At 68.3% G+C, this 12,985-nt stretch carries 13 protein-coding genes; 9 read left to right on the top strand and 4 right to left on the bottom strand.

Annotation, left to right across the window (positions count from 1 at the left end; genetic code table 11):
- Nucleotides 1-10: 10 nt before the first annotated feature.
- From C2U31_RS27265 to C2U31_RS27240, 6 genes are read left to right on the top strand one after another with little or no spacing between them, the layout of a single operon-like run.
- On the top strand, nucleotides 11-766 hold the full coding sequence (locus tag C2U31_RS27265; protein WP_103275655.1) for an ABC transporter ATP-binding protein: 756 nt from the start codon (nucleotides 11-13) through the stop codon (nucleotides 764-766).
- A complete protein-coding gene (locus C2U31_RS27260; protein WP_103275654.1) occupies nucleotides 763-1,680 on the top strand; it encodes an HlyD family secretion protein in 918 nt (305 codons plus the stop codon). Before C2U31_RS27265 ends, C2U31_RS27260 begins: the two co-directional genes overlap by 4 nt.
- Nucleotides 1,673-2,392, top strand: coding sequence for an MtnX-like HAD-IB family phosphatase (locus tag C2U31_RS27255; protein ID WP_103275653.1), 720 nt, complete (start codon nucleotides 1,673-1,675; stop codon nucleotides 2,390-2,392). Before C2U31_RS27260 ends, C2U31_RS27255 begins: the two co-directional genes overlap by 8 nt.
- Nucleotides 2,389-3,327 carry an alpha/beta hydrolase gene (locus C2U31_RS27250; RefSeq protein WP_369869710.1) on the top strand — a complete coding sequence of 313 codons (939 nt, stop codon included), beginning with the start codon at nucleotides 2,389-2,391 and terminating at the stop codon, nucleotides 3,325-3,327. The genes C2U31_RS27255 and C2U31_RS27250 overlap by 4 nt, the downstream gene beginning before the upstream one ends.
- Before the next feature lie 4 nt (nucleotides 3,328-3,331).
- On the top strand, nucleotides 3,332-3,691 hold the full coding sequence (locus C2U31_RS27245) for an EamA family transporter (RefSeq protein WP_103275652.1): 360 nt from the start codon (nucleotides 3,332-3,334) through the stop codon (nucleotides 3,689-3,691).
- A gap of 4 nt (nucleotides 3,692-3,695) precedes the next feature.
- The gene (locus C2U31_RS27240) at nucleotides 3,696-4,112 is read left to right on the top strand and encodes a multidrug efflux SMR transporter (protein ID WP_103275651.1); all 417 of its coding nucleotides are present in this window, start codon (nucleotides 3,696-3,698) and stop codon (nucleotides 4,110-4,112) included.
- 102 nt (nucleotides 4,113-4,214) lie between these two features.
- On the opposite strand, the gene C2U31_RS27235 is transcribed toward C2U31_RS27240, so the two are convergent.
- From C2U31_RS27235 to C2U31_RS27220, 4 genes are all read right to left on the bottom strand, one after another.
- Nucleotides 4,215-5,138, bottom strand: a complete 924-nt coding sequence (locus tag C2U31_RS27235) for a hypothetical protein (protein WP_103275650.1) — start codon at nucleotides 5,136-5,138, stop codon at nucleotides 4,215-4,217.
- The gene (locus tag C2U31_RS27230; RefSeq protein WP_103275649.1) at nucleotides 5,123-6,184 is read right to left on the bottom strand and encodes a peptidogalycan biosysnthesis protein; all 1,062 of its coding nucleotides are present in this window, start codon (nucleotides 6,182-6,184) and stop codon (nucleotides 5,123-5,125) included. The genes C2U31_RS27235 and C2U31_RS27230 overlap by 16 nt, the downstream gene beginning before the upstream one ends.
- A complete protein-coding gene (locus C2U31_RS27225) occupies nucleotides 6,184-7,560 on the bottom strand; it encodes an aspartate aminotransferase family protein (protein WP_103275648.1) in 1,377 nt (458 codons plus the stop codon). The genes C2U31_RS27230 and C2U31_RS27225 overlap by 1 nt, the downstream gene beginning before the upstream one ends.
- A gap of 134 nt (nucleotides 7,561-7,694) precedes the next feature.
- A complete protein-coding gene (locus C2U31_RS27220) occupies nucleotides 7,695-8,261 on the bottom strand; it encodes a TetR/AcrR family transcriptional regulator (RefSeq protein WP_103275647.1) in 567 nt (188 codons plus the stop codon).
- 213 nt (nucleotides 8,262-8,474) lie between these two features.
- Here C2U31_RS27220 and C2U31_RS27215 point away from each other — a divergent pair, with 213 nt between their 5' ends.
- The 3 genes from C2U31_RS27215 to C2U31_RS30715 all read left to right on the top strand — a co-directional run bounded on the left by C2U31_RS27215 (nucleotide 8,475) and on the right by C2U31_RS30715 (nucleotide 12,984).
- Nucleotides 8,475-9,608 carry an efflux RND transporter periplasmic adaptor subunit gene (locus C2U31_RS27215; RefSeq protein ID WP_103276605.1) on the top strand — a complete coding sequence of 378 codons (1,134 nt, stop codon included), beginning with the start codon at nucleotides 8,475-8,477 and terminating at the stop codon, nucleotides 9,606-9,608.
- A gap of 68 nt (nucleotides 9,609-9,676) precedes the next feature.
- The gene (locus C2U31_RS27210; protein ID WP_103275646.1) at nucleotides 9,677-12,811 is read left to right on the top strand and encodes a multidrug efflux RND transporter permease subunit; all 3,135 of its coding nucleotides are present in this window, start codon (nucleotides 9,677-9,679) and stop codon (nucleotides 12,809-12,811) included.
- Complete coding sequence (locus tag C2U31_RS30715; RefSeq protein ID WP_158658486.1) at nucleotides 12,808-12,984, top strand: hypothetical protein; 177 nt, start codon at nucleotides 12,808-12,810, stop codon at nucleotides 12,982-12,984. Before C2U31_RS27210 ends, C2U31_RS30715 begins: the two co-directional genes overlap by 4 nt.
- Nucleotide 12,985: the final 1 nt, after the last annotated feature.

The following is a 12,985-nucleotide window of genomic DNA, read 5'->3' as shown; positions in this document are numbered from 1 at the left end:
GGAGACGGTCATGAAACGTGATTTTTCGATGTCCCCGGAAGTCCAGGCCACGGTCGAGCCGAGCCTGGAAGCCTTCAGGCTGGGCAAGGCCTTCCTGTCCGGCGTGGTGAAGGTGCAGGTGCTGCAAGGCCTGTCGCTGGCCGTGTATCCGGGCGAGCTGACGCTGATTTCCGGTCCGTCCGGCTGTGGCAAGAGCACGCTGCTGTCGCTGCTGTCCGGCCTGCAGCATCCGGATGACGGCAAGGCCCATGCGCTGGGGCAGGACCTGGGCGCCATGAGCCGCCGCGACCTCGAGCGCTTCCGGCTGCACCATACGGGCTTCGTGTTCCAGGGCTTCAACCTGTTTCCGGCGCTCACGGCGCTGGAACAGGTCCAGCTGCCGCTGGGCTACCTGGGCATGCGCGACCAGGAAAGCGCCCGGCTGGCGAGCCGTGCGCTGGACGAGGTCGGCCTGTCGCATCGGGCGCACATGCGCCCGGCGCAGCTGTCCGGCGGCGAGAAACAGCGGGTCGCGATCGCCCGCGCCATCGCCAAGGAGCCCGAGCTGCTGTTCGCCGACGAACCCACCAGCGCGCTGGACGCGGAGAACGGCCAACGGGTCGTGGACATCCTGCATCGCTTCGCCCGCAACCACGGGGCCACGGTCCTGTGCGTGAGCCATGATCCACGCCTGGTCCGGCATGCCGACCGCGTCGTCGGCATGGAGGACGGGGCCATACGCAGCGACCGGCGCATCGCCACAGATTCACTAGGAGCAAAAGCATGAAGCATTCGTCGGGCGCGCGTTGGCGCGCGCTCCTCATCGTGGCGGTCCTGACGCTGAGCGCGTGTTCCGAGCGCAGCGATCCCAAGGAGACGGTGGAACGGCAGCCGGCGCGGGACGGCCAGCGCGCGGCTGCGGTCGCCCGGGGCAAGATCGAAGTCGACGGCGGGCTGGTGGCGCTGGCGCCGGCGCTGGCCGGCACGGTGGCCAGCCTGACGGTGCGCGAGGGCGACCGCGTGCAGCGTGGCCAGCTGCTGCTGGCGCAGGCCAGCCAGGTGTCCTCGGCCGCCGTCGCGGTCGCCACTTCCGAGCTGAAGCTGGCCCGCGCGCGGCAGCAGGCCGCCGAGGGCCGCCTGCCCGAGCTGAAGCAGGCCGCCGCGCGTTATGCGCAGGCGGTGCGCGCCGGGGCCGCGCAGCCCCAGCTGGCCGATGACGCGCAGCAGCGTCTGCGCGACGCCCAGTCCGACGTGGCGGTGGCCACGGCCGAGGCGGCGGTCGCGCAGCAGCGCCTGGAACAGGCCAAGGTCGCATTGCAGCAGCTCGAGCTGCGCGCGCCGGAGGACGGCGTGATCGTGGGCGTGACGGCCCGGCAGGGCGGACGCCTGGAAGCGGGCGCCCCGGCCCTGACGCTGTTGCCCGCGCGCCCGCTGATCGTGCGCGCCGAACTCAATTCCGCCTACGTCGCCTCGGTGCGCGTGGGCATGCGCGCCACGGTGGCGTCCGACATGGACTCGGCGGCGGCCGCGCCCGCTCTGCCTTCGGCCAAGCTGGTGCGCATCAGCCCCATCTACGGCAACGGCCGCCTGCAGGACGACGCCCAGCGCGGTCCTGTGCGCGTGGTCGAGTGCATCCTGGAATTCGACGGCCCGGCAGAGGCGATCGTCGGCCAAAACGTGAGAGTGACTTTCCATGAATGACAACTTCGAGCTGCAAGTGCGTTGGAACGGTGGCAAGGCGACCGTTCCAGAATGGACGATCCAGTGCGATTTCGACGGCACCATCAGCCTGCAGGACGTGACCGACACGCTGCTGCAGCGTCACGGCATGCCGGGCTGGGAAGACCTGGAAGAGGCCTGGGAGCGCGGCGAGATCGGTTCGCGCGAGTGCATGAGCGGCCAGGTGGCGCTGCTGGACATGAGCGTGGCCGAGCTGCGCGAGGCGCTGGAGCAGGTCCATGTCGATCCGGGCTTTGTCCGCTTCGTCGACCATGCCCGCCAGCTCGGCATCGGCGTGCAGGTGGTCAGCGACGGGCTGGACTACGCCATCCAGGTCATCCTGGCGCGCGAGGGCATGGGCGATCTGCCCATCGTGGCCAACCGGCTGCTGCCGGCCGGGCCGCGCCGCTGGAAGCTGGAAACGCCTTGGTCGCGGCCGGACTGCGCCAGCGCCAACTGCAAGTGCGGCCAGCTCGCCGGGCAGCAAGCCGCGGGCAAGCGCGTGCTGTACGTGGGCGACGGCAGCTCGGACTTCTGCGTTTCGGGCAAGGCCGAGCACGTGCTGGCCAAGGCCAAGCTGCTGGATCACTGCCGCGCCAACGGCATCGTGCATTCCGCCTTCGTCGACTTCGACGAGGCGCTGTCGCGCCTGCCCCTGATCCTGTCCGGCCAGAACGAGGAGTCCACGGCATGAACAAGGCCGCCACCGTCCTGGCGCCGCCCGGCGCGGGATACCTCCGGGGCGAAGCGCGCGAACGCGCCGAGCCGCTGGAAATGCTGGCCGATGAGTACCTGCTCGAAGGGCAGGGCGAGCGCGCGCGCACCGGCATCCTGCTGATCCACGGCCTGACCGGCACGCCCAACGAGATGCGGGTGCTGGCGCGTGGCCTGCACCTGCAGGGCTACACCGTGTACGCCGTCAAGCTGGCCGGTCACTGTGGCACGCTGGACGATCTGGTCGGCACCAGCTGGCTGGACTGGCTGGCCAGCGTGCGGCGCGGCGCGGACCTGCTGTCGCGCCGCGTCGACCGCGTGGTGGTCGGCGGCCTGTCGATGGGCGCCGTGCTGGCGCTGGCCCTGGCGCAGGAGCGTCCCGAGCACATCGCCGGCGTGCTGGCGCTGTCGCCGGCGTTCCGCCACGACGGCTGGAGCATGCCGCGCTATACCAAGCTGGCCTGCCTGCTGCCCGTCATGCGCGCGCTGGGCATCGGCCGGCGCAGCGTGTTCATGGAACAGCCGCCCTACGGCATCAAGGACGAGGCGCTGCGCGCCCGCGTGGTTTCGCAGATGCACGCCGGCGACAGCGCCGCCTCGGGCCTGCCGGGCAACCCCTGGTGGTCGGTGGTGGAAATGCACAAGCTGGCGCGCTCGGTGCTGCGCAACATGCCGGCGCTGCGCGCGCCCTGCCTGGTCATGCACGCGCGCAACGACGACATCGCCTCGGTGTCGAACGCCTACGAGATCCAGCGGCGGGCCGTCAACGCGCCCGTCACGCTGCAACTGCTGGACGACAGTTATCACATGATCACCATCGACCGCGAGCGTCGGGTGGTCATCGCTCGCGCGGCGGCCTTCGTGACCGAGCTGGTCGAGGGCGCGAAGCCAGGGGGCGGCGCCGATGTGGAATGAGGCAATGACACCGCTGGTGGTGACGCTGTGGATCCTGAACCTGCTGTTCGACAGCGTGGGCCAGCTGATCTTCAAGGCCGCCGCGGTCGATCCGAAGCTGGGCGAGGGCGCGGGCCGCTGGCGCCGGATGGCGCGCCGGCCCTGGCTGTGGCTGGGCATAGGCTGCTACGTGCTGGAATTCGTCCTGTGGCTGGCGTTCATCTCCCTGGTGCCGCTGTCGGACGGCGTGCTGCTGGGATCGATCAGCATCGTGGTCGTCATGCTGCTGGGCCGGGTGTTCTTCCGCGAGCGGCTCACGCCCTTGCGGGTGCTGGGCATCCTGCTGGTGTCGCTGGGCGTGGGCATCGTGGGATTGAAGGGGTAAGGCAATGCGGCGTTTCTATCTGATCGGTTTCCTGGCGCTGATGGCGTTCGACACCTTGGCGCAGATCAGCTTCAAGGTGGCGGGCGAGCATGCGCTGCCGCTGGAATTCTCGCCGGCGTGGCTGCTGCGCGTGTTCGGCCAGCCCTGGATCTACGGCGCCTTCATCGGCTACCTGGGTGCATTCTTCACGTGGATGGTGCTGCTCAAGCACGCGCCCATCGGGCCGGCCTTCGCCGCCTCGTATCTGGAGATCGTCGCGGTGCTGGTGATTTCGGCGGTATGGTTCGGCGAGCCCATCGGCTGGCCGCAGATCCTCGGCACGGTGCTCATCCTGGGCGGCATCTGCTGCCTGGCGGTCAGCGAGTCCTCGACGGTGCCGAAGATCGAGCATGCGGGGCAGCCGGCGCAACACGGCGCCTGACGGTCGCGCGCGGCGGGCATGGCCCGCCGCCGCTTGCCTGGCCGGGCGGTCCGGCCCGCGGGCGCCGCGCCGCCCCATGGCGGGCGCGGACACAAGACGGTTTCAGCGCGCGCGCGCCGCGTCCAGCAATTCGACGATCTGCCAGTTGAACGCGTTCTGGCGCGCCTGCCATTGCGGCAGTTCCCTGTCCTGGTGCGCGGTGTCCTGGCCGTCGGCGGCGCTGAGCCAGCGCTTCCACGCGGTCCGGTAGTGCCAGACCGAGACATCGCCGGTGACATCGCTGCCGACGATCTGGCCATGCAAGGCCTGCGCCAGCGTCTTCAGGTCGGCGCGCAGCAGCACGCCCTGGTCCCAGTTGGTGCGCACCTCGTCGGCCGAGAACGCATCCTTGTCGATGCTGAAATAGGTATCCATCGGCCTGGCCGCCAGCTCCTGGCGGGCCGCCTCCACCAGCGTCGCGCGGTCGGGGAAGCTGCGAAAGCGCGGCCCCAGGCCCAGCCAGCGCGACCAGCGCGTATCGACGCCGGTGCTCCAGTACGTGACCTTGCCGCTCCAGACGGAACCCAGGTTGTGTTCCCAGGCATGCGCGGCGCCCAGGTCGCCGGAAGTGATGCCGATGACGTGCACGTGCGCCACCTGCGGCAGCCGCGCGACGCGGCGCACCCAGGAGCCGCAATGCACGCCCCAGGGAAAGCGCATGTTGTCGGGATGGTTGTCCAGCACCACCACGCGCAGGCTGGCGGGGGCGCGCCCCGCCGCGCAGCGCTCGATCAGCGGCCAGCTCAGGTGATGGAAGTCGCCGCTGCCCATGAAGACGGTGCCGTGGTCGGCGGGGGCCGGCATGCGGCTGGTCAGGTTGCGCATGCAGGATCGCAGCACGCCCTGGCGGCAGCCGAAGCGGATCGCCTCGCGCCAGTCGTCGTTCAGCGCCAGCCGGATCTCGCCGGGCAGGGCGCCGACGGAACTGTCGGTGTCCAGCACGACGGGCGGGTGGCGCAGGGCGGATTGTTCTACTTGGTGATCCATTGGCTGTCCGTGGTGAAGCGGCTGGAAAAACGCCGGGCCACGGCCCGCAGCAGCGGATTGCGCACATAGACCACGTGGCGCGTGGCGGTGAAGCGGGCGCCCAGCAGCGCCTTGACGCCGGGATCGGTCCAGCCGGCGATGTAGTGCCGCAGCCCGCGTTCCAGCGCGTATTCCAGGTTGACCATCCAGCTCACGAAATACAGGTTCATCTCGCGTGAGGCCGGATACGAGAGACCGATGTACTTGTCGGTCAGCCGTTCGCCGTCGTCGAAGCAGAGGTTCCAGCCCAGCATCTGGCCGGTCTCGGCATGCCGGTATTCGAACACGATGCCGCCGCTGCCGCCGTCGCGCAGCAGCGCCGCGAAGTAGGGCCGCGTCAGGCGGTCGAAATGGATTTCGCTCTGGGCGTAGACCTGCTCGTACAGCGCATAGTACGCGTCCACGCGGGCATCGTCGGCGTAGGCCTCGCCCGTGGGCACGCGCCGCACCGCGATCTGCTCGCGGCTGCGCAGCTTGCGCTTCAGGTAGCGGCGCGCGTCCTTGGGCAGGCGGTCCAGATACGCGTCGCCGTCGGCGAAGTCGATGGGCACGTAGGCCAGCGCCTGGCCGTCCAGCACCACGAAGCCCTGCTCCGTGCAGGCCTGGACGACCTGGTCGGCCAGCGCATTGTCGGCCTCGGACAGCAGCGGCGAGCGCAGCGGCAGATCCTTGAAGATGGTCAGGGCGTATTGCCTGCCCGGCCCCTGGCGCAGCGTCCGCGCCAGCGCATCGGGATCGGCGGCGGCCGGCAGCAAGGCGTACTCGCTGACCGTGGTGCCGATGAAGGCGGCGCGCAGCGTGAGCCAGCGCGACCACCAGCCGTGGCCCGGCAGGCCGCGGATACGCGTCTTGAAGTCGTCGTCGGCCGTCGTCAGCAGATCGAACGGCGCGGCGAAGGCCGGCAGCGGCAGGCTTTCGATGATCTTGAAGCCTTCCGGGGGATGCGCCAGGAAGCACTCGAGCAGGGCAGCCGGCTCGAGTGCGTTGCGCAGTGACTGCCCCGGCATCAGGCCCGCTTGGCCCGCGAGATCAGTTGGTCGAGCAGGGCCATGGCCTCGTCGATTTCCGAACGGCTGATCATGAGCGACGGCGCGAACGTGATCACGTTCTTGTAGTAGCCGCCCACGTCCAGCACCAGGCCGCGCTTGCCGCCCTGGAAGTCCAGGTCGCCGGCCAGGCCGATGTCGACCATCTTGTCCAGCAGCGCCTTGTTGGGCGTGAAGCCGTCCTCGGTGCAGATCTCGGCGCGCAGCGCCAGGCCCAGGCCGTCGACGTCGCCGATTTCGCGGTGACGCTTCTGCAGGTCGCGCAGGCCTTCCAGGAAGTAGGCGCCCGACTCGCGCACCTGGCGGCCGAAGTCCATCTCGTGCGTCATCTTCATCACTTCCAGGCCCAGGGCGGTGCCCAGCGGGTTGGAGGCGAAGGTGGAGTGCGTGGAGCCCGGCGGGAACAGGGTCGGGTTGATCAGTTCTTCGCGCGCCCACAGGCCCGACAGCGCGTTCAGGCCGTTGGTCAGCGCCTTGGCGAAGACCAGCACGTCCGGCTTGACGCCGAAGTTCTCGACCGACCACAGCGTGCCGGTGCGCCAGAAGCCCATCTGGATCTCATCGACCACCAGCAGCACGCCGTGATCGTCCAGCACCTTCTTCAGGCCCTTGAAGAAATTCGGCGGCGGCACGACGTAGCCGCCCGTGCCCTGGATGGGCTCGACGTAGAAGGCCGCGTACTCGCACTGGTTGGTCTTGGGGTCCCAGATGGCGTGGTACTCGTTCTCGAACTTGCGCGCGAATTCCTTGACGATGGAATCCGAGTATTCCTCGGCCGTCATGCCCTTGGGGCGGCGGAACGGGTAGGGGAAGGGGATGAACTGCGCGCGGTCGCCGAAGTGGCCGTAGCGGCGGCGATAGCGGTAGCTGGAGGTGATGCTGGAGGCGCCCAGCGTGCGGCCGTGGTAGCCGCCCTCGAAGGCGAACATCAGGCTCTTGCCGCCGCTGGCGTTGCGCACGACCTTGAGCGAATCCTCGATGGCCTGGGCGCCGCCCACGTTGAAGTGCACGCGGCCCGTGTGGCCCCACTTCTTTTCCGCATCTTGCGCGATGAACTTGGCCAGCTCGATCTTGGTCGGGTGCAGGTACTGGCTGGCGACCTGCGGCAAGGACTGCAGCTGCTCGATCATCTTCTGTTCGAGGCGCTTGTTCTTGTAGCCGAAGTTCACGGCCGAGTACCACATCTGCAGGTCCAGATACGCGGTGCCGGCGTCGTCGTACATGTAGCTGCCTTCGCAGCCCGTGAAAATCTTGGGCGGATTGACGTAATGCACCGTATCGCCGAACGAACAATAGCGGGCTTCATCTGCCAGCAGGCTGGCGGTATCGATGGACATGGACGCGGATCTCCGTAAAAGTCGCGGAGCGAGTGTGCGCGCCCAAGGTTGCTCGACTGTCGAGGAATTGTGGAAGGAATGTGGAGCGCGGCCCGGTCTGCAACCGGACCGTCATGAACGCTCCACCATGCGCGTCAGCCGCGGACGTCCGTGGCCCCTTCCAGGAACAGTTTCTGCACCATGGCGCCCATGCCCAGCGGCGCGATCTCGCCGCGCTGCACCGCGTCCATCGCCGCGTACAGCAGGTAATCGTAGGCCCGCACCAGCCACAGGGCCGGCACATCGATCCGGAAGGCGCCGGCCTTCTGGCCGTTCAGGAAGAAGGTTTCCAGCGTCTGTCCGTAGAACGAGGGCAGGGGCAGGTCGGCCGTTTCGGTCCTGGCGTCGATCATGCGCACCCATTCGGCGTGATTCCAGAACACGTAGTACTCGCGGCCTTGCACGACCACGTCGGTCAGCCGTTGCAGCGCGTCCGGATAGGGCGGCGTGTGCAGGTCGGCGCGGGCCAGCGCGTCCTGCAGGTGCTGGATGGCCCGGGTCATCAACAGCTCGATGACGCCTTCGCGGGTGGGGGAGATGCGGTACAGCGTGGCCTTGCTGATCCCGGCGGCGCGCGCCAGCTGTTGCAGGCTGGCCCTGGGTTGCTGCGCGATCGACAGCGCCAGCGCGCGCGCCAGCTTGTCGTCTAGGGGGTCGGACATGGATTTCTCCGGATAAAAAACAGGGTCAGATCCTAATGAATCTGACTGGATTCAGCTAACTGTAAAAATCGATGGTTGCCAGTCTACTACGAAGAATTAAATGAGTTCACAAAAATTAATTTGAATCTAAGTTGACTCATTTTGTTCTGATCAATATCATACGGTCCTGAATCGCCTCAATCCCGGGGCGGCATCGGAATGCCAGAGGACAACATGACCCAGTTCAGAGCCAGTGCAGCGGCCCTAAGCCTGACCGCCTTGCTCGCCGGATGCGGCGGCCAGGACCCCCAGGCGGCGCAAGACCAGACCATCGACGTGGCCCCGCTCGTCGTCGCGCCGCGATCCCAGGCCATCCTGGCCGACCTGCCGGGCCGGATCTCGCCGGTGCGCGTGGCCGAGGTGCGCGCCCGGGTGGCGGGCATCGTCCAGAAGCGCCACTTCGAGGAAGGCGCGACCGTCAAGGAAGGCGACCTGCTGTTCACGATCGAGCCGGCCCCGTTCGAAGCCGCGCTGGCCCGGGCGCAGGGCGCGCTGGCGCGGGCCCAGGCCCAGGTCCGCCAGGCCCAGGCGCTGGCCGACCGCTACCAGCCGCTGGTGAAGATCGCGGCCGTCAGCCGCCAGGAATACGACGATGCCGTCGCCGCCCTGCAGACCGCCAAGGCCAACCAGGTGTCGGCGCAGGCCGACGTCAAGACCGCCCAGCTCGACCTGGGCTATGCCAGCGTGCGCGCGCCGATCTCGGGCCGCATCGGCCGGGGCCTGGTGACCGAGGGCAGTCTGGTGGGCCAAGGCGAATCCACGCCCATGGCGCTGATCCAGCAGCTCGATCCGGTCTATGCCGACTTCCGCCAGCCCGTCAACGCGCTGCTCAAGCTGCGCGAGGCGGCGGCCGGGGCGCAGGCCGAGCCGGCGGTCAGCGTGCGCGTCGACGGCACCGGCTACACGGCCAAGGGCAAGCTGCTGTTCTCCGACGTTTCGGTGGATCCGGGCACGGGCCAGGTGATGCTGCGCGGCCAGTTCAGCAATCCCGACGGACTGCTGCTGCCGGGCATGTACGTGCGCGTCAGCGCCGAGCAGGGCGTGCAGAGCAACGCCATCTTCGTGCCGCAGCGCGCCGTCATGCGCGGCGCCGACGGACAGGCCAAGGTGCTGGTCGCGGCCGACGGCAAGGCGCAGGAGCGTCCGGTGCAGACCGGCGCCATGCAGGGATCGGAATGGCAGATCACGCAGGGACTGGCCGCGGGCGACCAGGTCATCGTCGACGGCGCCGCCAAGATCCCGCCCGGCACGCCGCTGCGCGTGCAAGCGGCCGGCGCCCAGGCGCCCGCCCAGCAAGCCGCGCAATGAGCGCGACCGCCCCGCGCGCCGCCCCGCATCCCGCGCCGCGGCAGCCCTGAGCCCAGACGGATTCCATCATGCCGAATTTCTTCATCAAGCGGCCCAACTTCGCGTTGGTGATCGCGATCTTCATCGCCCTGGCGGGCCTGCTCGCCATTTCCTCGCTGCCGGTGGCGCAGTACCCCAGCGTCGCGCCGCCCCAGGTCATCATCAAGGCGACCTATCCGGGCGCGTCCGCCGAGGTCATCAACAACACCGTCATCAGCCTCATCGAGGAAGAACTGAACGGCGCCAAGGGCCTGCTCTACTACGAGTCGCAGAGCAACAGCGCCGGCGTCGCCGAAACCACCGTCACCTTCGAGCCGGGCACCAACCCCGACCTGGCGCAGGTGGATGTGCAGAACCGCATCAAGCGGGTGGAATCGCGCCTGCCGCAGGCCGTGGTCCAGCAGGGTCTGCAACTGGAACAGGCCAGCTCCAGCTTCCTGCTGATCTACGCGCTGACGTACAAGGACGCGGGCAAGGACCAGGTCGGCCTGGCCGACTACGCGGCCCGCAACATCAACAATGAAATCCGGCGCGTGCCGGGCGTGGGCCGGGTGCAGATGTTCGCGGCCGAGCGCGCGTTGCGCATCTGGATCGATCCGGCCAAGCTGGTCGGTTACGGCCTGTCGGTCGACGAGGTCAACAAGGCCATCGCCGCGCAGAACATGCAGGTTTCCGGCGGCTCCACCGGCGAGCAGCCCAGCCCGTCCGAGCAGGAAATCACCGCGAGCATCATGGTCGAGGGCCAGCTCAGCAGCATTCCGGAATTCGAGGCCATCGTGCTGCGCGCCAATCCGGACGGCTCCACCGTGCGCCTGGGCGACGTCGCCCGCGTCGAGATGGGACGCCAGGATTACCGCATGTCGAGCCGCTTGAACGGCCAGCCGGCCGCCGCCATGGGCGTGCAGCTGGCGCCCGGCGCCAACGCGCTGGAAACCGCCCAGGGCATCAAGACGCGCCTGGCCGAGCTGTCGAAGAATTTTCCCAGCGACGTGTCGTACAGCGTGCCGTTCGACACCTCCATCTTCGTGAAGGTGGCCATCTCCAAGGTGCTGATGACGCTGGCCGAGGCCGTCGTCCTGGTGTTCCTGGTGATGCTGCTGTTCCTGCAGAACCTGCGCTATACGCTGATTCCCACCATCGTGGTGCCGATCTGCCTGTTGGGCACGCTGGCGGTGATGCTGCCGTTGGGCTTCTCCGTCAACATGATGACCATGTTCGGTATGGTGCTGGCGATCGGCATCCTGGTGGACGACGCCATCGTGGTGGTCGAGAACGTCGAGCGCATCATGGCCGAGGAAGGCCTGTCGCCGAAGGACGCCACCATCAAGGCCATGGGCCAGATCAGCGGCGCCATCGTCGGCATCACGCTGGTGCTGGCCGCCGTGTTCCTGCCGCTGGCCTTCATGACCGGCTCGGTGGGCGTGATCTACCGCCAGTTCTCGGTGTCGCTGGCCGTGTCCATCCTGTTCTCGGGCTTCCTGGCGCTGACCCTGACGCCGGCGCTCAGCATCCTGCTGCTCAAGCCCATTGAAAAGGGTCATCACGAGAAGAAGGGCTTCTTCGGCTGGTTCAACCGCGTGTTCGCCCGCATGACCGACCGCTATTCGGCCACCAACGCGCGCCTGCTCGCACGCACCGGCCGCATGATGCTGCTGTACGCCGCGCTGGTGGGCGGGCTGGGCTATGTCTACACGAGCCTGCCGTCGGCCTTCCTGCCGACCGAGGACCAGGGCTACATGAACACCGACGTGCAGCTGCCGCCGGGCGCCACGCTGTCGCGCACGCTGGAAACGACCCAGCACCTGGAGCAGTACCTGGGCACGCGCCCGGCCGTTTCGGATGTGCTGACGGTGCAGGGCTTCAGCTTCTCCGGCCAGGGCCAGAACGCCGGCCTGGGCTTCGTGATGTTCAAGGACTGGGCCAAGCGCGACAAGAATGAATCGGCCATGGCCGAGGCCGACCAGGCCAACCAGAACCTGGCGCTGGTTCCCGATGGCACGCTGTTCTCGGTGGTGCCGCCCTCGGTCGAAGGCATGGGCAACTCCTCGGGCTTCGCGCTGCGCCTGCAGGACCGCGCCGGCCTGGGCCGCGAGGCCCTGCTGTCGGCCACCGAAACCCTGATCAAGAAGGTGTTCGAGAACCCGCAGATCTTCTCGTACATGATGGTCGAGGGCCTGTCCGACGCGCCGGCGCTGGACCTGCGCATCGACCGCAACAAGGCCGAGGCCCTGGGCGTGCCGTTCGACGCCATCAACTCGGCGCTGTCCACCGCCTTCGGCTCGGCGCTGATCAACGAGTTCCCCAACAAGGGCCGCATGCAGCGCGTGATCGTGCAGGCCCAGCCTGAAAGCCGCACCACGCCGGAATCGGTGGCCAAGCTCAACGTGCGCAACCGCGCCGGCGAACTGGTGCCGATGGAGTCCTTCAGTGAAATCGGCTGGAAGCACGCGCCGATCCAGCTGATCCGCTACAACGGCTACCCCAGCATCAAGCTGATCGGCGATGCGGCGGCCGGTGGCAGCACGGGCGTGGCGATGAAGGAAGTCGAGCGCCTGATCGGCGAACTGCCCCCGGGCATCGGCTACGAATGGACCGGCCTGTCGTTCCAGGAAAAGGCCACGGGCTCGCAGGCGCCCATGCTGCTGGCGCTGGCGCTGCTGGTGGTGTTCCTGGTGCTGGTCGCGCTGTACGAAAGCTGGAAGATTCCCGCGTCCGTGCTGCTGATCGTGCCGGTGGGCGCGCTGGGCGCGGTGGCGGCGGTGATCGTGGCCGGCATGCCCAACGACGTGTACTTCAAGGTGGGCCTGGTCACCATCATCGGCCTGGCCGCCAAGAACGCGATCCTGATCATCGAGTTCGCCAAGGATCTGCACGAGCAGGGCCGTTCGCTGAAGGAAGCCGCGATCGAGGCCGCGCGCCTGCGCTTCCGCCCCATCGTGATGACCTCGGTCGCCTTCATCCTGGGCGTGGTGCCGCTGGTCATCGCCACTGGCGCCGGCGCCACCAGCCAGCGCGCCATCGGCACCGGCGTGCTGGGCGGCATGCTCAGCGCCACCTTCCTGGGCGTGCTGTTCGTGCCGGTGTTCTTCGTCTGGACGCTGTCGCTGGCCAAGGGCCGCAAGTCCAAGGCGGACGCGGTCGCGGCCACGGAGGGCAAGGCATGAAGTTCATGAGCGTCTTCTCCATGTTGAACGCCAGCGACGCCGGCGGCTTCGCGATGGCCGCCGTGCTTAGCGCGCTGGGCCTGGCGGCGCTGTGCGCCGGCGGGTATGCGCTGACCGCGCGCCGCGAGGCGCCGGCCACGGCGGGCCACCCCACGACGAATCAAGGAAAGTGAA

It is taken from the genome of Achromobacter sp. AONIH1 (genome assembly GCF_002902905.1).
GTDB lineage: Bacteria > Pseudomonadota > Gammaproteobacteria > Burkholderiales > Burkholderiaceae_B > Achromobacter.
The sequence above is the reverse complement of the archived record's forward strand: the minus strand, read 5'-3'. Positions and strand labels throughout refer to the sequence as shown.

What these genes read in the sequence shown, in the direction of transcription:
- C2U31_RS27265 (WP_103275655.1), top strand. Translation starts at nt 11, where the DNA reads ATGAAACGTGATTTTTCGATGTCCCCGGAAGTCCAGGCCACGGTCGAG.
- C2U31_RS27260 (WP_103275654.1), top strand. Translation starts at nt 763, where the DNA reads ATGAAGCATTCGTCGGGCGCGCGTTGGCGCGCGCTCCTCATCGTGGCG.
- C2U31_RS27255 (WP_103275653.1), top strand. Translation starts at nt 1,673, where the DNA reads ATGAATGACAACTTCGAGCTGCAAGTGCGTTGGAACGGTGGCAAGGCG.
- C2U31_RS27250 (WP_369869710.1), top strand. Translation starts at nt 2,389, where the DNA reads ATGAACAAGGCCGCCACCGTCCTGGCGCCGCCCGGCGCGGGATACCTC.
- C2U31_RS27245 (WP_103275652.1), top strand. Translation starts at nt 3,332, where the DNA reads ATGACACCGCTGGTGGTGACGCTGTGGATCCTGAACCTGCTGTTCGAC.
- C2U31_RS27240 (WP_103275651.1), top strand. Translation starts at nt 3,696, where the DNA reads ATGCGGCGTTTCTATCTGATCGGTTTCCTGGCGCTGATGGCGTTCGAC.
- C2U31_RS27235 (WP_103275650.1), bottom strand. Translation starts at nt 5,138, where the DNA reads ATGGATCACCAAGTAGAACAATCCGCCCTGCGCCACCCGCCCGTCGTG.
- C2U31_RS27230 (WP_103275649.1), bottom strand. Translation starts at nt 6,184, where the DNA reads ATGCCGGGGCAGTCACTGCGCAACGCACTCGAGCCGGCTGCCCTGCTC.
- C2U31_RS27225 (WP_103275648.1), bottom strand. Translation starts at nt 7,560, where the DNA reads ATGTCCATCGATACCGCCAGCCTGCTGGCAGATGAAGCCCGCTATTGT.
- C2U31_RS27220 (WP_103275647.1), bottom strand. Translation starts at nt 8,261, where the DNA reads ATGTCCGACCCCCTAGACGACAAGCTGGCGCGCGCGCTGGCGCTGTCG.
- C2U31_RS27215 (WP_103276605.1), top strand. Translation starts at nt 8,475, where the DNA reads ATGACCCAGTTCAGAGCCAGTGCAGCGGCCCTAAGCCTGACCGCCTTG.
- C2U31_RS27210 (WP_103275646.1), top strand. Translation starts at nt 9,677, where the DNA reads ATGCCGAATTTCTTCATCAAGCGGCCCAACTTCGCGTTGGTGATCGCG.
- C2U31_RS30715 (WP_158658486.1), top strand. Translation starts at nt 12,808, where the DNA reads ATGAAGTTCATGAGCGTCTTCTCCATGTTGAACGCCAGCGACGCCGGC.